At 71.7% G+C, this 17891-nt stretch carries 18 protein-coding genes; 7 read left to right on the top strand and 11 right to left on the bottom strand.

The window, feature by feature from the left end:
* Positions 1 to 69: 69 nt before the first annotated feature.
* Both ACWGJM_RS05710 and ACWGJM_RS05715 read right to left on the bottom strand, forming a co-directional pair.
* Positions 70 to 1101: a LacI family DNA-binding transcriptional regulator gene (locus ACWGJM_RS05710; RefSeq protein WP_453410390.1), complete on the bottom strand. Its 1032-nt coding sequence runs from the start codon at positions 1099 to 1101 to the stop codon at positions 70 to 72.
* A gap of 86 nt (positions 1102 to 1187) precedes the next feature.
* The gene (locus ACWGJM_RS05715) at positions 1188 to 2504 is read right to left on the bottom strand and encodes a phosphoribosyltransferase family protein (RefSeq protein ID WP_453410391.1); all 1317 of its coding nucleotides are present in this window, start codon (positions 2502 to 2504) and stop codon (positions 1188 to 1190) included.
* An 84-nt stretch (positions 2505 to 2588) separates the two neighbouring features.
* Between ACWGJM_RS05715 and ACWGJM_RS05720 the strand changes: the two genes are divergently transcribed.
* Positions 2589 to 3719, top strand: a complete 1131-nt coding sequence (locus ACWGJM_RS05720; RefSeq protein ID WP_453410392.1) for a CapA family protein — start codon at positions 2589 to 2591, stop codon at positions 3717 to 3719.
* 42 nt (positions 3720 to 3761) lie between these two features.
* On the opposite strand, the gene ACWGJM_RS05725 is transcribed toward ACWGJM_RS05720, so the two are convergent.
* Together ACWGJM_RS05725 and ACWGJM_RS05730 are read right to left on the bottom strand one after the other, a co-directional pair.
* Positions 3762 to 4118: a hypothetical protein gene (locus ACWGJM_RS05725; RefSeq protein ID WP_453410393.1), complete on the bottom strand. Its 357-nt coding sequence runs from the start codon at positions 4116 to 4118 to the stop codon at positions 3762 to 3764.
* 123 nt (positions 4119 to 4241) lie between these two features.
* Positions 4242 to 4907, bottom strand: a complete 666-nt coding sequence (locus ACWGJM_RS05730; protein WP_453410394.1) for a hypothetical protein — start codon at positions 4905 to 4907, stop codon at positions 4242 to 4244.
* A 106-nt stretch (positions 4908 to 5013) separates the two neighbouring features.
* Between ACWGJM_RS05730 and ACWGJM_RS05735 the strand changes: the two genes are divergently transcribed.
* The gene (locus ACWGJM_RS05735) at positions 5014 to 6252 is read left to right on the top strand and encodes an FAD-dependent oxidoreductase (protein WP_453410395.1); all 1239 of its coding nucleotides are present in this window, start codon (positions 5014 to 5016) and stop codon (positions 6250 to 6252) included.
* Between the two features lie 252 nt (positions 6253 to 6504).
* Here ACWGJM_RS05735 and ACWGJM_RS05740 read toward each other — a convergent pair whose 3' ends face one another.
* Complete coding sequence (locus tag ACWGJM_RS05740; RefSeq protein ID WP_453410396.1) at positions 6505 to 7008, bottom strand: hypothetical protein; 504 nt, start codon at positions 7006 to 7008, stop codon at positions 6505 to 6507.
* Between the two features lie 153 nt (positions 7009 to 7161).
* On the opposite strand from ACWGJM_RS05740, the gene ACWGJM_RS05745 reads away from it, so the two are divergent.
* Both ACWGJM_RS05745 and ACWGJM_RS05750 read left to right on the top strand, forming a co-directional pair.
* Positions 7162 to 9489: a GH92 family glycosyl hydrolase gene (locus ACWGJM_RS05745; RefSeq protein WP_453410397.1), complete on the top strand. Its 2328-nt coding sequence runs from the start codon at positions 7162 to 7164 to the stop codon at positions 9487 to 9489.
* Positions 9490 to 9563: 74 nt separating this feature from the next.
* A complete protein-coding gene (locus ACWGJM_RS05750) occupies positions 9564 to 10055 on the top strand; it encodes a peptidylprolyl isomerase (RefSeq protein ID WP_453410398.1) in 492 nt (163 codons plus the stop codon).
* A gap of 78 nt (positions 10056 to 10133) precedes the next feature.
* Here the strand turns inward: ACWGJM_RS05750 and ACWGJM_RS05755 are convergent, their stop codons facing one another.
* Positions 10134 to 10595, bottom strand: a complete 462-nt coding sequence (locus ACWGJM_RS05755; RefSeq protein ID WP_453410399.1) for a hypothetical protein — start codon at positions 10593 to 10595, stop codon at positions 10134 to 10136.
* A 99-nt stretch (positions 10596 to 10694) separates the two neighbouring features.
* On the opposite strand from ACWGJM_RS05755, the gene ACWGJM_RS05760 reads away from it, so the two are divergent.
* A complete protein-coding gene (locus ACWGJM_RS05760; protein ID WP_453410400.1) occupies positions 10695 to 11015 on the top strand; it encodes a hypothetical protein in 321 nt (106 codons plus the stop codon).
* Positions 11016 to 11021: 6 nt separating this feature from the next.
* On the opposite strand, the gene ACWGJM_RS05765 is transcribed toward ACWGJM_RS05760, so the two are convergent.
* A complete protein-coding gene (locus ACWGJM_RS05765; protein WP_453410401.1) occupies positions 11022 to 11960 on the bottom strand; it encodes an SDR family oxidoreductase in 939 nt (312 codons plus the stop codon).
* 124 nt (positions 11961 to 12084) lie between these two features.
* On the opposite strand from ACWGJM_RS05765, the gene ACWGJM_RS05770 reads away from it, so the two are divergent.
* Positions 12085 to 12660, top strand: coding sequence for a helix-turn-helix domain-containing protein (locus tag ACWGJM_RS05770; RefSeq protein ID WP_453410402.1), 576 nt, complete (start codon positions 12085 to 12087; stop codon positions 12658 to 12660).
* A gap of 242 nt (positions 12661 to 12902) precedes the next feature.
* Here the strand turns inward: ACWGJM_RS05770 and ACWGJM_RS05775 are convergent, their stop codons facing one another.
* Together ACWGJM_RS05775 and ACWGJM_RS05780 are read right to left on the bottom strand one after the other, a co-directional pair.
* On the bottom strand, positions 12903 to 13076 hold the full coding sequence (locus ACWGJM_RS05775; RefSeq protein WP_453410403.1) for a hypothetical protein: 174 nt from the start codon (positions 13074 to 13076) through the stop codon (positions 12903 to 12905).
* Positions 13077 to 13096: 20 nt separating this feature from the next.
* Entirely contained in the window at positions 13097 to 13378 is a 282-nt protein-coding gene (locus ACWGJM_RS05780) for a hypothetical protein (protein ID WP_453410404.1), read from the bottom strand.
* Between the two features lie 136 nt (positions 13379 to 13514).
* Here ACWGJM_RS05780 and ACWGJM_RS05785 point away from each other — a divergent pair, with 136 nt between their 5' ends.
* Entirely contained in the window at positions 13515 to 14264 is a 750-nt protein-coding gene (locus ACWGJM_RS05785) for an SDR family oxidoreductase (RefSeq protein WP_453410405.1), read from the top strand.
* 14 nt (positions 14265 to 14278) lie between these two features.
* Here the strand turns inward: ACWGJM_RS05785 and helR are convergent, their stop codons facing one another.
* Together helR and ACWGJM_RS05795 are read right to left on the bottom strand one after the other, a co-directional pair.
* The gene (gene helR / locus ACWGJM_RS05790; protein ID WP_453410406.1) at positions 14279 to 16450 is read right to left on the bottom strand and encodes an RNA polymerase recycling motor ATPase HelR; all 2172 of its coding nucleotides are present in this window, start codon (positions 16448 to 16450) and stop codon (positions 14279 to 14281) included.
* A 98-nt stretch (positions 16451 to 16548) separates the two neighbouring features.
* Positions 16549 to 17763, bottom strand: a complete 1215-nt coding sequence (locus tag ACWGJM_RS05795) for a glycosyltransferase (protein ID WP_453410407.1) — start codon at positions 17761 to 17763, stop codon at positions 16549 to 16551.
* Positions 17764 to 17891: the final 128 nt, after the last annotated feature.

Here is a 17891-nt window from a genome sequence, read left to right on the forward strand (position 1 = left end):
ACGGCTCCATCAGCACTCATCAGCTTAAATGCTGCGAAAGATGCACATAGGGCAACGAAGAGCATCGCATCAGGCGGGTTCGGCCGTGGTACCGCGCAGGACGAGGCGCGGGTTCAGTACGACCTCTCGGGGCTCGGTGCGGTCCCGGTCCAGGCGTTCGACGGCGGCGGTCACCGCGTGCCGGGCCTGTTCCCGGGCGCTCTGACTGACGGTGGTCAGGTTGAAGCAGCTCAGCCGGGAGAGCGTGTCGTCGTCATAGCCGGCCACGGACACCTCTCCCGGGACGGCGACACCGGCCCGGGAGAGGGCGGTCAGGACGCCGATGGCGCACTGGTCGTTGAACGCGACGACCGCCGTGGGCGGTTGGGGGCCGCCGAGGAGATGACCGACGGCGCGTTCACCGGCCGCTTCGGTGTTGTCCCCGGTGAGAACCCGGATGTGGCCGTCCAGGCCGTGGCGGCGCATGGCGGTGCGGTAGCCGCGGCGCCGGTCGGTGGCGATGACCCCCTTGCCGCCGTCCACGTAGACGATGTCGCGGTGGCCGAGTCCGGCCAGGTGGTCGACGATCTGGCCCACACCGTCGTCGTCGGCGGTGCGTACGACGTCCAGGGCGGCACCGGCGATGCGGCGGCCGACGACGATGACGGGGGCCTTGTTGTCGAGGGCGGCGAGCGCGTCCGCCGGCGCGGTCGGGCCGAGCAGGATCAGCGCCTCGCTGCGGAAGGCCAGCAGGGTGTCGACCGCACTGTGCTCGTCGCGGGTGCGGGTGAGGGTGCTGAGGACCAGGTCGTAGCCGACCTCTTCGGCCGCGGTGTGCAGGTGCTCGACCAGCTCGGCATGGAAGGGGCTGTGGATGTCGACCATGACGCCGAGCAGCCGGCTGCGCCTGCTGGCCAGGGTGCTGGCGGTACGGTCCACCTGGTACCCGAGGTCGGCGGCCGCCTTCAGGACGCGCTGCCGGGTCCGTTCGCTCGGGCCGGGCACACCGCGCAGCACCAGGGACACCGTTGCCGTGGACAGGCCCACCCGTGCGGCCACGTCCTCCAGCCTGGGGCGTTTGTGCGCGCCGTTCCGGTGACGTACGGAACCGCTGTCGTCCACTTGTGCCTCCCCGCGGCAGATCTCCTCGCGCGACGCCCTTGACGCCCTCAGAAAACAAGGCCGATGATACCAGTCTTTAAAGCGCTTTAAATCATGGCGTGGGCGGCCGGGGCCAGGTGATCCGTGAACCAGTCGCGGGCCAGGTCGGTGACCGCCTCCAGGGCGCCGGGCTCCTCGAAGAGGTGGGTGGCACCCGGGACGACCGCGAGCCGGTTCTCGCAGCGCAGCAGGCCCTGGGCCTGGCGGTTGAGGCCGAGCACCGTGCGGTCGTGGCCGCCGACGATCAGCAGGGTCGGTGCCGCCACGGCAGGCAGGCGCGGCCCGGCCAGATCGGGCCTGCCGCCGCGGGAGACGACCGCCGCCACCCGCGTGCCCTGCTCCGCGGCGGCGCACAGGGCGGCGGCCGCGCCGGTGCTGGCGCCGAAGTATCCGACCGCGAGCCCTTCGCTCTCCGGCTGTCCGCGCAGCCAGGTGGTGACGTCCACCAGGCGCCCGGCCAGCAGATCGGTGTCGAACACGTTGGCCCTGTCGCGCTCCTCGTCCCGGGTGAGCAGGTCGAAGAGCAAGGTGCCGAGGCCGGCTCGGTTGAGCCCGGCCGCGACGAATCGGTTGCGCGGGCTGCGGCGGCTGCTGCCGCTGCCGTGTGCGAACACCACGAGCCCCATCGCGCCGTCGGGCACGGTCAGATCTCCGCGCAGCCGCAGGGCACCGGCGGCCATGTCGACCTCCCGGTCCGGTGGCACGGTGTCCGCGGCGGTTCCGTGCGGTCGGCCCGCCGCCTGTTCCAGGAGGGTGACGACCTCGTCGTCGCCGAGCTGCGAGAAGTCGTCGTAGAACTGGCCGATCGCGTAGAAGCGCCTGGGCGTGTCCAGGCAGACCAGTTCGTCCGCCTCCCCGCCGAGCCGCTCGGTCCAGTCGCGCGGTGCCACGGGCACGGCCAGCACGATCCGCGCCGCTCCTCGTGCGCGGGAGATCCGGCAGGCCGCCCGTGCGGTCGACCCGGTGGCGACACCGTCGTCGACCACCACCACCGTCCGCCCCGCCAGCTCGACCGGCTCCCGCTCGCCCCGGTATCGCCGGGCGCGCAGCTCCAGCACCTCGCGCTCGCGGTGCTCGATCTCGGCGAGCGCCTCCCGCGTGACCCGCGCGCCGCGCATCACCTCGTCGTTGATGACCCGGACGCCGTCCTCACCGATCGCCCCCATGCCCAGCTCCGGCTGGTACGGCACCCCCAGTTTCCGTACCAGGCACACGTCCAGTGGGGCGTTCAGCTCCCGGGCGACCTGTGCCGCCACCGGAACCCCTCCTCGGGGAAGTCCCAGCACCACCACGTTCTGGTCCTTGAGGTACGCCAGCCGGGAGGCCAGCCGCTGCCCCGCGTCGAGACGATCCGTGAAGAACATGACCGGCCTCCTCGTCGGCGCCTGCGTCCCCGCCTTCCATTTTCCGCCCGCGGGGAAGCCCGGACGACCGCTTAGCCTGAGAGTATGCGCGGGGGCCTGGTCACCCTGTTCCTCTGTGGTGACGTGATGCTGGGCCGAGGTGTCGATCAGATCCTTCCGAACCCCGGGGACCCGGCGCTGCGGGAGACGTACGTCCATGACGCCCGTGGCTATGTCGAGCTGGCCGAGGCGGTGAACGGGGCGATTCCCCGGCCGGTCGGATTCCCCTGGCCCTGGGGCGATGCGTTGCGGATCCTGGACGAGGCCGCGCCCGACGCCCGGATCGTCAATCTGGAGACCAGCGTCACGCGGGCGGGCCGGTTCGCGCCCGGCAAGGCGGTGCACTACCGGATGAGCCCCGCCAACCTGCCCTGCCTGGCCACCGCCCGCCCCGACGTCTGCGTCCTGGCCAACAACCACGTGCTGGACTTCGGGCTCGGCGGGCTCGACGAGACGCTCGGCGCCCTGGCCGGCGCGAAGCTGAGGACGGCGGGGGCGGGCCGGGACGAGGACGAGGCGAAACGGCCGGCGATCGTCCCGGTCGGCGGAGGGGGCCGGGTGCTGGTCTTCTCGTGCGGGACGGCGTCCAGCGGCATCCCGCGCGGATGGGCCGCTACCGGCGAGCGCGGCGGTGTGGCCTTCCTGGCCAAGCCGTCCGATGCTGCCGCCGCCGGGATCACCAGCCGTGTGCGGCAGGTGAAGCGGCCGGGCGACATCGCGGTCGTCTCGATCCACTGGGGGGCGAACTGGGGCTACGGCGTCTCCCGTGACGAGGTCGGCTTCGCTCACGCCCTCGTCGACGGCGGGGCGGACATCGTGCACGGGCACTCCTCGCACCATCCGCGCCCCCTGGAGGTCTACCGGGGCAAGCTGATCCTGTACGGCTGCGGCGACTTCGTCGACGACTACGAGGGCATCAGCGGCTATGAACGCTTCCGGGACGATCTGCGGCTGCTGTACCTCGTCGCAGTGGATCCGGACACCGGCGCGTCCACCGCTGTGCGGATGGTGCCGCTCCAGGCGCGGCGGATGCGGCTGGAGCACGCTTCCCGTGCCGACGCGGAGTGGCTGCGGGCCGTTCTGGAGCGGATCAGCAGCCGCGACTTCGGGTCGCACGTCGTCCGCGAGCCGGACGGCACTCTCCTGCTGCGGTCACCGCTCGAGCGGCAGCCGTGATGGGGCCCGTGGTTCCGAGGGCCCCGTACGAGCCGTCGTCGGTCATGCCGCCGCCGAGGGGTGGATGTTCTGGTCGAGGCGGAACCGCACCCTGTGCTCGGCGGCGTCGCCGGGGAAGTTGACGTACATGGTCCCGTGGCCGTGATGTGCGATGTCCTTGCGGGTGTGGCGGGCCCAGGCGACGTGGGCGTCGAAGTCCGTCGCGTCGGGGGATCGCGCGATCACGTTGCACAGCACGCTCGGCTCCCGCTGGCTGAGGGCCGTTGTGTCGGCGGGTACGCGGGCGTAGGCGCCGCCCAGTTGGTGCAGGTGCAGTTCACTGGAGGTCGTGGGCGTTTCCAGGCGGTGGCGCAGCAGGGCGCCGATCGTGGCGTCGGACGGCTCGATGAACGTCGACATGAAGTAGTTGTGCGCGCCGGCCGTCCACAGGGGTCGAGCACCGACTGCATGCCGGTGTACGGCATGGGGCCCATGAGGTCGGCGACGGGGCTGCCCGGCCTGCGCGGCGGACCGACGACCGATTCACCGGCCGCGGGGTCGCCGGAGTACAGGCCGACGAGCACCAGGACGCGGGTGCCGTGCACCTCGGGGGGGCAGGAACGGCAGCGGAGGTGCCGTCGTCAGGTTGATCAGTGTGGTCAGCTCGTCGGGCATGTTCGCGATCAGCTCCCGCCAGCCCGTGATCGCCTGCCGGGCCTGGGCAAAGGGGTAGACGATCAGGCCGCCCAGGATCTGGGGCCCGACGGGGTGCAGCTGGTACTCGAACGACGTGACGACACCGAGGTTGCCGCCGCCTCGCAGCGCCCAGAACAGCTCGGAGTTCGCGTGCTCGTCCGCGCGCACCACACGGCCGTCCGTGGTGACGACCTCGGCCGCGTCAGGCCGGCGCCGGTGGATCGCCACGATCTGCGCGCCGATGTCCTCCAGCTGGGAGCCGTCACCGAGGCGGATCGCCAGTCCGGCCTTCCCCATCAGCGCTCTCGCCCGCTGCGGTGCGGGCGCCGGGGCGGCGGCCAGGGCGTCGTCCAGCCGGCGCCGGCCCTCGGCGAGGCGCCCGCGTTCGGGCAGAACGATCGCAGGGCGACCGCCAGACGCAGCGTTCGACGCGGCCGTCTGGTCGAGGTCCGGCCAGAAAAGGTCGCAGCGCCGCTCCCGGTGCATCCGGTGACCGCGCACTTCGTCGGCCATGGCTGCCCTCGCGAGCAGGCTGCCGCCTGACCGGATCGAGGACCCGTCGGTGGACTACAATATTCACCAGGTGATGAATTGAGCTCTACTGAAGGGGAGGCCTGCGATGGAACGGACCACGTGTTGCGTAGTGGGGGGCGGCCCCGCGGGCATGGTGCTCGCGCTCCTGCTGGCCCGGGCGGGCATCGACGTGACGGTGCTGGAGAAACACGGTGACTTCCTGCGCGATTTCCGCGGCGACACCGTGCACCCCTCCACGCTGGCACTGCTGGACGACCTGGGGCTGGCCGAGCGCTTCGCCCGGCTGCCGCAGCGCCGGGTACGCACCATCCAGCTGCCTGTCGGGAGCGGCCGGGCGAACGTCACGGTCGCGGACCTCGCGGTGCTGCGCGGCCCGTACAACTACGTGGCGATGGTGCCCCAATGGGATCTGCTGGACCTCCTCGCGGACGAGGCCGGGCGCGAGCCTTCCTTCCATCTGCGGATGAACACCGAGGCGACCTCGCTCCTGATGGAGGGCGGTCGGGTGACCGGGGTGCGCTACCGCACCTCCGACGGCCGTGCCGGCGAGCTGCGCGCCCTCCTCACCGTCGCCTGCGACGGCCGCGGATCACTGGCGCGCTCGCTGCCGGAGCTGGGACAGCGCCGCTTCGACTGCCCGATGGACGCGTGGTGGTTCCGGCTGCCGCGGCGCGAAGAGGACCCACGTGGACTCGTCGGTGGAGCCGGTGACCGCTTCCTCACCGCGATGATCGACCGCGGGGACTACTGGCAGTGCGCCGCGCTCATCCCCAAGGGCACCGACAGCCGGCGTCGCGCCGCCGGCCTCGACCGCTTCCTCGCCGACTACGCCGCCGCCGTGCCCTGGATCGCGGACCGGACGCATCACCTTCGCTCGTGGGACGACGTCAAGCTCCTCGATGTGCGCCTGGACCGGCTGCGCCGCTGGCACCGCCCCGGCCTGCTGTGCATCGGCGACGCCGCGCACGCGATGTCCCCGGTCTTCGGCATCGGTATCAATCTCGCCGTGGAGGACGCCGTGGCCACCGCCCGCCACCTGGTCGAGCCGCTGCGCCACGGGCGGGTGGGACTGCGCGACGTACGCGGTGTGCAGCGCCGCCGCCGTCCCACCACGGTCGTCACGCAGGCCCTCCAGCGGGTGGCCCATGCCCGCGTCATCACTCCCGTCCTCCAGGGGCAGCCACCTCTCGGCAGCGTCGACAGGGCGCGGCACATGGCGGCTCTGCTCGCCGGGTCACGGTTCGCACGCCGCCTTCCCGCGTACTTCATCGGATACGGCGCACTCCGAGAGCGTCCCCCGGCCGCGGCGGTCCGGAAGCCTTAGGCCCAACTCGGCCAGGCGTCCCGGCCTTCGGACCTGCGCGCCACCAGGCACGCGTCCGGCGGGGGTGAGCAGTGCGCGGGATCTGCCGGGCGACCGCCGAAAGCGACACCACACGCGGGGCCATGGTTACCGGGTTCCTGGGCCACGCCCCCGGCGGCAGCCTCCTCGACGGCTGCCTGACGCGCCGGCTCCCGGAGGCCGTTGCTCCTCTGACCGGACGGCTCCGCTCATCCGCACGGCCCGCCCGAGTGCCTAATCCGCCGAGACCCCCGTTCCAGGGTTGACGGCGGAGAAGAGCTTGCCGATGGCGTCCCGGGAGCGGCGCGGGTCCCCTTCGTCCAGTGCCGCGAGGGCGGCGGCAGCGGCCACGCGTACGGGGGTGGGCAGTGCGGCCTCGGCGGCGATCCGGTACGCGGCGTCTCGACGGGCGAATCGCTCCTCGGCGGTGACTCCCCCGACGCTCATGGGAAAGACGGCCGCTTCGTACTGGGCGACAACGGTCAGGAGGCCGTGGGAGAGGCCTTCGGCATAGCCGCGAGCCATCGCCTCCTGTTCCGCCACGGCGAACTTGGTCATGACACGCCGCCGCACGAACACGGAGCCGGACATGCAGACGGCTCCGGCCGACAGGCCGGCGAGGACCGACGCCGTCCAGCCGCCGAGGAGCGCACCCAGCACCCCGCCCGCCACCACGACCAGGCAAGTGATGCCGCTCCAGAGCAGTACGAGGGCGCGAGCGGGTGTCAGGGGCGTCATGCCGTGCAGTGTGCCAGGACCCTCGGGGCCGGGTTGAGACAGGTCCGCACCCCGAACTCCGTTGCCCGCACACACCCTTGACGAGTACACGCACAACGCGAAGAATGAGCGCGCCGCTCTGACAACGTTGTCCTAGGGAGGGTACGGACGCCCATGAGATGGACTCAGCGCATTCGCGGTGCGGGCACGGTGATCGCGGCGGCCGCTCTCCTCGGCGGGGCCCTCACCGCGCCCGCGGCCGAGGCGGCCGCCGACCAGGACGGCCAACTGACGGACCTCGTCAACCCGTTCATCGGAACCGAGAACGAAGGCAACACCTACCCCGGCGCGGCCGTGCCCTTCGGGATGGTGCAGTTGTCGCCGGACACCGGGCACAACACCGGTTACGACTACGCCCAGAACCACATCCGGGGCTTCTCCCTCGTCCATCTCTCCGGCGTCGGCTGCGGCCTGGGCGGCGACCTTCCCGTACTGCCGACCACCGGCGACGTCACGGAGACCGACTACGCGAAATACGAGGCCGAGTTCAGCCACGACACCGAGAAGGCGAGCCCCGGCTACTACAAGATCGGGCTCAAAACCGGCATCGACGCCGAACTGACCGCGACCGCGCGGACCGGCGTGCAGCGCTACACCTTCCCCGCGACGGACAAGGCGAACGTCCTGCTCAACGCGGGCCAGTCGCTGCACCGGACGGTCGCCACGAAGGTCGAGGTCCTCGACAACCGGACCGTGCGCACCGCGATCACCGGCAGCGGCTTCTGCCAGGACACCAAGCCGTACACCGTCTACACGATCACCCGCTTCGACCGCCCGTTCACCGCGTACGGCACCTGGGACGGCTCCACGGTCACCGACGGGTCGAGGACCGGCCGGGACGGCGCGTACGTCCGCTTCGACACGACCGGGGACCGGACCGTCGAGGCGACCACCGCCCTGTCGTACGTCGACGCCCACGGCGCCGCCGTCAACCTCCGCGCCGAGGGCGGCCGTTCATTCGACCGGGTGCGCGACGCCGCACGGCGGGCGTGGGAGGACCGGCTCGACGACGTGCGTGTGCAAGGCGGCAGCGACACCCTCCGCCGTACGTTCTACTCGTCCCTGTACCGGTCCTTCCTCGCGCCGAACATCGGCGGCGACGCCGACGGCCGCTACACCGGCTGGGATCAGAGGATCCATCGCGCGCGGGGCTTCACGTACTACCAGAACTGGTCCCTGTGGGACACCTACCGCACCCAGTCCCAGCTCCTCTCTCTGCTCGCGCCGCGTGAGGCCCGGGACATGGCGATATCCGTGATCAAGATCGACGAGGAGAGCGGCTGGCTGCCCAAGTGGGGGTACGGCACGGTCGAGACGAACATCATGACCGGCGACCCGGTGACCCCGTTCCTCACCAACGCGTACCAGCAGGGTTTGCTGAAGGGCTATGAGGATCGGGCCTACCGCGCTCTGAAGAAGAACGCCGACGGGGTGCCGCCCGCCGACTCCCCGGCCGTGGGACGTGAGGCGAACGAGGCGTACATCGCCGACGGCTTCGCCCCGTACATCAAGGGCCGCCCGCACGCGAAACCGGGAGACTCGGACTACGATCACGGCGCGTCCGCGACACTGGAGTACGCCCTGTCGGACGCCATGCTCGCCGAGATGGCCCGCGACCTCGGCCATGCCGCCGACGCGGCGCGCTACACCGCCCGCGCCCAGAACTACCGCAGGATGTTCGACGCCTCGACCGGCTTCTTCCGCGCGCGCGACGCCTCCGGCGCCTTCACCGGACCGGACGACCCGGCCAGGAGCGAGGGGTTCCACGAGGGCACCGCGTGGCAGTACCAGTGGCTCGTGCCGCAGGACCTGCCGGGCATGGTCGCCCTGATCGGCGGCGAGCAGGCGGCCAACGACCGGCTGGACTCCTTCTTCGCCTACGACCAACTCGTGCGGGATCCCGCCAAAACCGCCCGCGAGGTGTGGGTGAACGGTCCGTACGACTACTACAACGCGGACAAGTACAACCCGCAGAACGAGCCCGACCTCATCGCGCCCTACACCTATCTCTCGACCGGCGAGCCGTGGAAGACGACCGACGTGGTGCATGCCGCGCTGACCCTGTTCACGGACACCCCGACCGGCATGACCGGCAACGACGACCTCGGCACGATGTCCGCCTGGAACGTGCTGTCGTCGATCGGTCTCTTCCCGGTGCAGCCCGGCTACGACACCTGGGGCCTGTCCACACCCGTCTTCGACCGCGTCGACCTCACCCTCGACCGGCGCTACTACCCCCACGGGTCGCTCACGGTGACGGCGCCCGGCACCTCGGACGCCCGCCGCTACATCCGGTCGGCCCGCGTCGACGGCTCCTCCTACGACCGCACGTACCTGACGACGCACGACCTGCGGCACATGCGGTCACTCCAGTTCGCGGTCGGTGCCGAGCCGTCCGGGTGGGGCACGGCCGCCCAGGCCGGGCCGCCTCCGCTGAACTGACCGCGCCGACACGGGTCGCCCTTGGGCATGCCCTCCGGGAACGCCGGGCGCTGCTTGACGATAGGTTGATCGCCATGAGCGAGAACGTTTACTTCGACATCACCATCAACGACGCACCGGCCGGCCGGATCGTCTTCAGGCTCTTCGACGACGTCGTGCCCAAGACGGCCAGGAACTTCCGCGAGCTGGCCACCGGCCAGCACGGCTTCGGTTACGCCGGTTCCTCCTTCCACCGGATCATCCCGCAGTTCATGCTTCAGGGCGGCGACTTCACCCGGGGCAACGGCACCGGCGGCCGGAGCATCTACGGCGAGAAGTTCCAGGACGAGAACTTCACCCTCAAGCACGACCGGCCCTACCTGCTGAGCATGGCGAACGCCGGCCCGCACAGCAACGGGTCGCAGTTCTTCATCACCACCGTCGTCACGGACTGGCTCGACGGCAAGCACGTGGTCTTCGGTGAGGTCGTCGAGGGCCAGGACCTCGTCGACCAGATCGAATCCCTCGGCAGCGGCAGCGGATCGCCCAAGGGGAAGGTCACGATCGCCGCGAGCGGAACGGTGTAATCGGCGCCGCTGGTGCGGCGGGCCGGTTCTCGCCCGTTCTCCGGGTGGGTCAACCGGCCCGCACCTGCCGCGGTCGTGTCACACGGGGAGAGCTCCGGCCGGCTGACCACGCTCTCGCCCGCAGGCGGTGAGAGCGAGGACTCCTGAGCCCTCGACCCTGGTGTGCCCACCCAGTGCTCCGGGATCGACCGAGAGCCGGGCGGCGATGTCCTTGGCGTAGCAGGTGTCGGGTATCCGGTGTTCCTCCTTGATGCGGCGGCACCGGGCGGCGAACTCCTCGGAGTCGGAGAGGCTGACGCCGTCGAAGGCATCGGCTGGGAAACCGTCCTGATGCGGCAGGAGGTAGCCGGCCTCGGCCGGGTGCCCGGGGCCTTCGTCCCCGCCCTCCGCGGCGGTGAACGCGTCGTAGTGGCGCACCACTTCGCCGTCTTCGGCGATGCACCAGGCCGTCCAGCCGTCCCCGCAGCTCATTCCGTACCAATGGGCGGCGCCGAACCGGCGGCTGAGGTCGACGCACCGCCCGCGTACGACGTCCGGCATCGTCTGCTCCCGGTCGTCCGCTTCTTCGATGCGGTGAGTGTTCTGGGACGAGTCGCCGAAGACGAGGGTCCAGCCGTCCAGTGCCGGGCTGACGAATCCGTGACCAAGGCTCCGGCCCTGCTGGAGGGGGAAGCCCTCGCCCAAGCGGCCGACGCCCGTGGCAACCGGGAGATGGACATCCGAGGCGGGATCAGGCCCGGGGCGCTGTCGGTCCTCGTGGAGTGCCAGGGCAAGGGAAGACTGACCGTCTCGGTCGAACCGGTCGGGCTGAGCTTCCCGCTCGACTGCGTGGACGGAAGAGTCAGCAGCATCCTCAACGGACTGGAAGTGACGCGCACCCACGAACACGGGACGGTGAGCGTCGCCGCCCCGGCCGGCGTCCGCTGGGCGCTCACCGTCGGACGGTCCCGTGGACGGTAGGGGAACCTACGCGGCGGTGTCGTGGAAGTGGAAGTAGTGGCCCTTGTCGAGGTCGTCGATGAGCCCGGGGCCCGTCGGCTGCCAGCCCAGTAGTTCGCGGGTCAGGGCGCTCGAGGCCGGGCTGTCGAGCGCGATGAAGCCGGCGAGCCAGCCGAAGTGTTCGGCCGCGTCCTCCGGCGGGACGGCGGTCACGGGGACGTCGAGGTGCCGCCCGATCACTTCCGCGACGGTGCGGATCGGCACCCCCTCGTCGGCCACGGCGTGCAGCACCGACCCGGCCGGGGCCTCTTCGAGGGCGAGGCGGAACAGGTGAGCCGCGTCGGAGCGGTGCCCGGCGGGCCAGCGGTTGGTCCCGTCACCGACGTGGCCGGCGACGCCCTTGGCGCGGGCGATGCCGATCAGTGCGGCCATGAAGCCGTGGTCCCCTTCGCCGTGCACCGTCGGAGGGAGCCGGACCACGGACGAACGGACGTCATGGGAGGCGAGGGAGAGTGTCAGCTGCGCCGTGTCCAGCCGGGTCCGCGGACCGTCGCCGAGATGCTCGAGGGACAGGCGGCGACCGGCGTCCTCTTCGGTGGCGACGCGTCCCGGGGCGAGCCCGAGTATCCCGGAGGCGAGGACGAACGGCCGGCCGGAACCCGCGAGCGCCTCGCCGAATGCCTCGACCGCGCGGCGGTCCGCGTCGGCGGCGCCCTGGAAGTCCCCCGAGAAGGCGATGTCGTGCTTGAACGCCAGGTGGATCACGCCGTCCGACGCGGCGGCCGCGCTCCGCAGGACGTCGAGATCGTCCACGGTGCCGCGCCGCACCTCGGCCCCGGCCGCGGTCAGGGCGGCGGCCGAAGAGTCCGAGCGGGCGAGCCCGACGACCTGGTGGCCGGCGCCGATGAGTTCGGGAACCACGGCGGAGCCGATCCAGCCGGAGGCGCCGGTGACGAATACGCGCATGAGAAGCCCTTCGGATAGGTCGACCGTCCTCGGCGCGGCGTGTGGCCACACCCACGGTCGATGTCAGTGACTGCCATCGACCGTAGCACCGATGTCAGTCACTGTCATCGCGTAAGATCAGGACATGGGTCGATGGGAGCCAAACGCGCGCGGGCGACTCGAGCGGGCCGCACTGGAGCTGTACGGCGAGCGCGGATACGAACAGACCACGGTGGCGGAGATCGCCAAGCGGGCCGGGCTCACCGAGCGAACCTTCTTCCGGCACTTCGCCGACAAGCGGGAGGTCCTGTTCGCGGGCGCCGCCTCGCTCCAGGAACTCTTCGTGAGCACCGCCTCCCAGGCGCCCGAGTCCGCGGCACCGATCGACGCGGTGGCCGCGGCTCTCGAGGCCGTCGCCGTCATGTTCCAGGAACGCCGCGCACACGCGCGGCAGCGCCATGCCGTCATCGTCGCGAACGCGGAACTCCAGGAGCGCGAGCTGATCAAACTCGCCTCACTGTCCGCGGCACTCGCCGACACCCTGCGCGGGCGCGGCGTCAAAGAGCCGGCGGCGAGCCTGACCGCGGAGGCCGGGGTCGCCGTCTTCAAAATCGCGTTCGAGCGCTGGATCGACGCGGACAACGAACGAGACCTCGGGCACCTCGTCCGGGAGTCGCTGGACGAACTCAAAGCGGTGACAGCGGGTCACGCGCGGCCCTGAGCGGGGCGCGGCATCTGGCTCGCGGCCAGGGTCCGGTACAGCGGGCTGCTGGTCAGGAGATCCTCGTGGCGGCCGCTCGCCGTGGTGCGGCTCGAGGGGCGGGTGAAGGAGCCGGCCACGGCGGCCGCGCCCGCGAGGTCGGTGAAGACCGCGAAATGCGCGTCGCCGGGGCCCGTACCCGCACCTTCGCTGTCGGCGAGGGTGAGGTACGGCGGCGGACAGTGATCGCACGCGAAGGAACCTCACGAGGTCCTGGTGTCGTCCCGTTCGCCCTCCGCCTGGGACGGTTCGGTCCTGGGGACGTCCGGGTGCTGCTCCACGGCCGCACGTTCGGCCGGTTCGTCGCGCTCACCCTCGGCCTGTGAGGGCGTGTGAGAGTACAGCCAGGAGTCGTAGTCCGAAGCTCCGGTCTTCATGGCGAGCCTCCCTCTTCCGCTCAGGTCTCGATCACGGCATCGCAGTCGGGGCACACCACGGACGCGTACTGCGGGGAGTACCAGGGCGCTCCGGGGTGCTCGGCGGGCCTCCAGGAAGCCGTTCGCATGGCGAAGGTGTCCTTGCCGCACAGGGTCCGCGGCCCTGTGGCGGAGGACATCCCCGGCGCGGAGGGCGCCGCGTGCACCCTGCGGACAGGCTGCTGCTCACCGCCCTGCGTTCCCGAGGAGGTACGCGCGGCCTTCGGCTTGTCGAGCTCGTACACGACGACGATCCCGCCCATGTCTCCATGGTAGGCGGGCCCCATGGACACCGCGGGGTCGGCGGGCGCTCGTCATGGGGGCCGGTGGGCTGGGGGCCGCCTGCGCCCGTGCCCCGGCGGCCCCCAGCCCACCGGGGCACGGGCGGCCGTGGTGGACGTGACCGAGGCGAAATTGCAGTCACTGCGGGACGATCCGGCGCTCGCGCACGCCGGTGTGCGGGTCTTCCCGGCCGATGTGACGACCTCCGAGGCGTGCGAGGAGGTCATCGCGGCGGTGGCCGGCGAGCTGGGCGGGCTGGATGTGCTGGTGCACTCGGTCGGTACGAACGACCGGCGCCCGGTGCTGGACACCCCCGACGAGGTGTGGGACCGGATCGTCACGCTGAACCTGGCGACTGCGCGGCCCGTTCAACGCCATGCTCCTGAGCCCGCCGGTGGGGCTCGCGGTACAGGCCCTCGGGGCGGCCGTGCGCGCGGCCCCGGCGTCACCGTCGAGGACGTACTCAGGGCGACCCGTGCGGTCGCACCCGCGCTGGAGATCGTCGACAGCCGGATCCGCGACTGGAAGATCACGCTCGTCGACACCGTCGCCGACAACGCCAGCTCCGCCGGTCTGGTCTGCGGTCCCTGGACGCCGCCGGCCGAGGTGCCCGACCTCGCCTCCGTCCTCGTCGACCTGGTCGGCGACGGCGAGCACGTCGCCACGGGCAGCGTCAAGGAGGTCCTGGGCCACCCGGCCGCCGCCGTCGCCTGGCCGGCCAACACCCTCGCCGGCTTCGGCACCGGGCTGGAGCCCGAACACGTCGTGCTGCCCGGCACCATGACCACAGCCCCCTTCGTCAGCGCCAGCCGGCGGGTCGAGGCACGCTTCAGCCAACTCGGCCCGGTGTCCGTGGCCTTCGTCTGACGCGTCGGCCGGAGTCAGGAGCTCTTGAGGACGACGAGTCGCTGGGTCGCTCGGGTCATCGCGACATAGCGGTCGACCGCTCCTTCGATGCCCTCGCCGAACTCCTCCGGGTCGACGAGGACGACCAGGTCGAACTCGAGCCCCTTCGACAGCTCCGGGGCCAGCGACTGTACGCGGGACGTCGCCCGGAACGCCGGATCGCCGATGACGCAGGCGATCCCCTCGGCATGTTCGGCCAGCCAGGTGTCGAGGACGGAGTCCAGGTCGGCAACGGATCCGTACGCGACGGGGATGCCGTTGCCGCGGATGGAGGTCGGCACGTTGGCGTCCGGGAGCGCGGCCCGGATGACCGGCTCTGCCTCCGCCATGACCTCTTCCGGTGTGCGGTAGTTGATGCTCAGGGAGGCCAGCTCGATCCGGTCGAACCCGACCCGCTCGAGCCGTTCCTGCCACGACTCGGTGAACCCGTGCCTGGCCTGGGCTCGGTCCCCGACGATGGTGAAGCTCCGGGACGGGCAGCGCAGGAGCAGCATCTGCCACTCCGCGTCGGTCAGTTCCTGGGCCTCGTCGACGACGATGTGCGCGAACGGACCGGCGAGCAGGTCCGGGTCGAGGGCGGGCAGCTCGGACTCGTCGACCAGGCTGACCTGGGCGTCCTCGCCGCGCAGCATCGTCACCAGGCCTTCGCCGTCGTCACCGTCGGCGCCGGAGTCGGCCGCGGCCCCGATCAGGTTGTCGACGACCTGTGCCATGCGCTCGCGCTGGGCGGCGAGGACGGCCTCGTGCCGGTGCTTGCGCCGCGCCGCCTCCGGGTCGCCGAGCCGCTGCCGGGCCGCGTCCAGGAGAGGCAGGTCCGACACCGTCCAGGCCTGGGCGTCCGCGCGCTGGAGCTTGCGCACGTCGTCGCGGCCGAGCCAGGGAGCGCACATCCGCAGATAGGCGGGCACCGACCACAGGTCTCCGATCAGGTCGGTCGGTTCGAGCAGCGGCCATGCGCGGCCCAGGGTGTCGACCAGCTCCTTGTCGTGCAGCAGCGACCCGCGGAACTGCTCGCGCGGGACGTCGTCGCCGTCGTACTTGTCCAGCAGGATGGTGACCAGCTCCTCCCAGATCTGGTCACGTGCTTCGTTGTGCGGCGTACTCGGCCCCGGTGCCCGGAACGCCTCGGCCCAGTCGTCGGCGCTCAGCCAGAGGTCGGACCAGTCGGTGGTGACCGTCATTCCCTCGGCGGGCGGTTCCTCGTAGAACCTGACGGCCGTCTCGATCGCCCTGACCATGTCCGCGGACGACTTCAGGCGGGCCACGTCCGGGTCTGCCTCGAGCGTCGCTTCGGCTCCCTCGTCGACGAGGTCCCGCAGGACGCAGGTCTGCACGCCCTCCTCGCCGAGGCTGGGCAGGACGTCGGAGACGTAGTTCAGGTAGGGCCGGTGCGGGCCGACGAACAGGACGCCGCCCCGGCGGTTTCCGAGACGGGGGTCGGAGTACAGGAGGTGGGCGGTTCGGTGCAGGGCGACGACGGTCTTCCCGGTGCCCGGGCCGCCGTCGACAACGAGAGCGCCACGGGATCCCGCGCGGATGATGGCGTCCTGGTCGGCCTGGATGGTGGCGAGCACGTCACGCATCCGGGCCGACCGGTCGGTGCCCAGACTGGCGATGAAGGCGGACTGGTCGTCGAGCGCGGCATGCCCTTCGAGCCCGTCGGCGGTGAACACCTCGTCCCAGTAGTCGCTGATCCGGCCGCCCGTCCAGCGGTACCTGCGGCGGCTCTTCAGGCCCATCGGGTCGGCGTGGGTCGCCGCGAAGAACGGCTCGGCCGCGGGTGACCGCCAGTCGAGCAGCAGCCGGCGGCCCTCGCTGTCGGTGAGGCCGAGCCGTCCGATGTAGACGGGCTCGCGGTCGTCCGCGGCGACCATGTGCCCGAGACACAGGTCCAGGCCGAAGCGCCGCAGGGTGCGCAGGCGTCCGGTCAGTCGGTGGACCTCGATGTCCCGGTCCATCGCGGCCCGGCCCACTCCGCCCGGCGCCTTCAGCTCGGCGTCGAGGCGGTCGGACAGCTCGGCGATCGACTGCGCCAGGCACTCCGCGATGGCGGTGAAGTGCCGTTCGTCGTCGGCGATGAGCGCCGGGTCTGCCTTTGCGGAGAGGCGTTCGGGCAGGTCGAACGCGCTCGTGGTCAGGGGGTTCACTGCATCAGCTCCGATGTGGGGGCCGCTCGCGCCCATGGCGCACGGCGAGGCGTCCGGACCGCTTTGCTCACGGGTCCGGGCCGGCGGGTTGCGCGTGGTCACGCGGACGCGGACGGCGTTCCCCGGCTGATCTCGTCGAGGAGCAGCCGCGCGGCCACGGTCGCCCCGTCGGTGCGGATCGTGCCGGCCAGGGCGGTCGCGCGGGCGCGGGCCCCGGGGGTCAGGGCCACCTTGAGCGCGGCCGACAGGGACTCGGAGGTGGGGGTGGGGCCGTCGTGTGCCGCGCCGATGCCCAGTTCGGCCACCCGGGCGGCCCAGTGCGGCTGGTCCACGATCTGGGGGACGACCACCTGGGGCGCGCCGGCCACGGCGGCCGTCGTCGTGGTGCCCGCGCCGCCGTGGTGGACGACGGCGGCCACCCGGCGGAACAGCGCCTGGTGGTTGACCTCGCCGACGGCGAAGCAGTCGTCCCGGTCGTCGACGGCCGCGAGGCCGGCCCAGCCCCGCCCGACGAGCACGCGGTGGCCCTGGGCGCGCACCGCTTCGACGGCCACCCGGGCGACGTCCGGTGAGGTGCGCATGGCCATGCTGCCGAAGCCCACGTACACCGGCGGCGCGCCGGCCTCCAGGAAGGCTTCCAGCTCGTCCGGGAGCGGGCGTTCGTCCGGCAGGATCCACGCCCCGGTCTGCACGAGGTCGAGATCCGTCATGTCCTGCCAGGGGCCCAGGCCCGGGTCCGCCGCCAGCCACGGCCGGTCGGTGAGGACATGGTCGCGGACGTTGTCCACCGGTGGCAGGCCGATCTCCGCCCGGTGGGCGTTGAGCGCCTCGCCGTACAGCGCGTTCACGCGCTCGGCGTCCACCTTCCACAGCGTCTGGATGTCGGCGTCCGGCGGGGCGGGGCGGCCCGGCCGACCCGGCGGCGGGAACTGCGACGACGGCATTCCGAACGGATGGAAGCACGCGAACACGTAGCGGATGCCCAGTTTCTCGGTCACCGACCGCGCGCCGGCCGGCAGCAGGCCGGTCGCCACCAGCGCGTCACACCCCTCGGCCGCCGGGGCGACCGTGTCGAAGTGCGCGGCGACCAACTCGGGCGCGAGCCGGAACGCGTCCGCCGGCGACGGATTCGGCCTGGTCACCAGCGAGCGCACCGACGGGCCGAACGGCACCGGCTCCACACCGGCACGGGCCAGCAGCTCCGCGAACTCCTCGTCCGGCGGCACGCACACCCGGACCTCGGCGCCGAGTGTCCGCAGCGCCATCGCCAGTCCCGCCAGCGGTTCGACGTCCCCTCGCGACCCATACCCCATCAAAAGCACATGCACTTCGTGAATCCCCTAATTCCGCAGGTTCTGGCCTCGGCCGATGATTCTGCGGCACGATGGGGGCCTTGCCGCAAGCCCCCCAGTGCGCTATATGTTGAACATGGCAAGGAGTG

This window comes from Streptomyces sp. NPDC054834, assembly GCF_053611185.1.

Coding starts and splice junctions, on each gene's coding strand:
- ACWGJM_RS05755 (WP_453410399.1), bottom strand. CDS start 10,595: ATGCCGGACGTCGTACGCGGGCGGTGCGTCGACCTCAGCCGCCGGTTC.
- ACWGJM_RS05750 (WP_453410398.1), top strand. CDS start 9,564: ATGAGCGAGAACGTTTACTTCGACATCACCATCAACGACGCACCGGCC.
- ACWGJM_RS05715 (WP_453410391.1), bottom strand. CDS start 2,504: ATGTTCTTCACGGATCGTCTCGACGCGGGGCAGCGGCTGGCCTCCCGG.
- ACWGJM_RS05735 (WP_453410395.1), top strand. CDS start 5,014: ATGGAACGGACCACGTGTTGCGTAGTGGGGGGCGGCCCCGCGGGCATG.
- ACWGJM_RS05730 (WP_453410394.1), bottom strand. CDS start 4,907: ATGGCCGACGAAGTGCGCGGTCACCGGATGCACCGGGAGCGGCGCTGC.
- ACWGJM_RS05745 (WP_453410397.1), top strand. CDS start 7,162: ATGAGATGGACTCAGCGCATTCGCGGTGCGGGCACGGTGATCGCGGCG.
- ACWGJM_RS05770 (WP_453410402.1), top strand. CDS start 12,085: ATGGGTCGATGGGAGCCAAACGCGCGCGGGCGACTCGAGCGGGCCGCA.
- ACWGJM_RS05740 (WP_453410396.1), bottom strand. CDS start 7,008: ATGACGCCCCTGACACCCGCTCGCGCCCTCGTACTGCTCTGGAGCGGC.
- ACWGJM_RS05720 (WP_453410392.1), top strand. CDS start 2,589: ATGCGCGGGGGCCTGGTCACCCTGTTCCTCTGTGGTGACGTGATGCTG.
- ACWGJM_RS05795 (WP_453410407.1), bottom strand. CDS start 17,763: ATGGGGTATGGGTCGCGAGGGGACGTCGAACCGCTGGCGGGACTGGCG.
- ACWGJM_RS05725 (WP_453410393.1), bottom strand. CDS start 4,118: ATGTCGACGTTCATCGAGCCGTCCGACGCCACGATCGGCGCCCTGCTG.
- ACWGJM_RS05765 (WP_453410401.1), bottom strand. CDS start 11,960: ATGCGCGTATTCGTCACCGGCGCCTCCGGCTGGATCGGCTCCGCCGTG.
- ACWGJM_RS05780 (WP_453410404.1), bottom strand. CDS start 13,378: ATGGGCGGGATCGTCGTCGTGTACGAGCTCGACAAGCCGAAGGCCGCG.
- ACWGJM_RS05775 (WP_453410403.1), bottom strand. CDS start 13,076: ATGAAGACCGGAGCTTCGGACTACGACTCCTGGCTGTACTCTCACACG.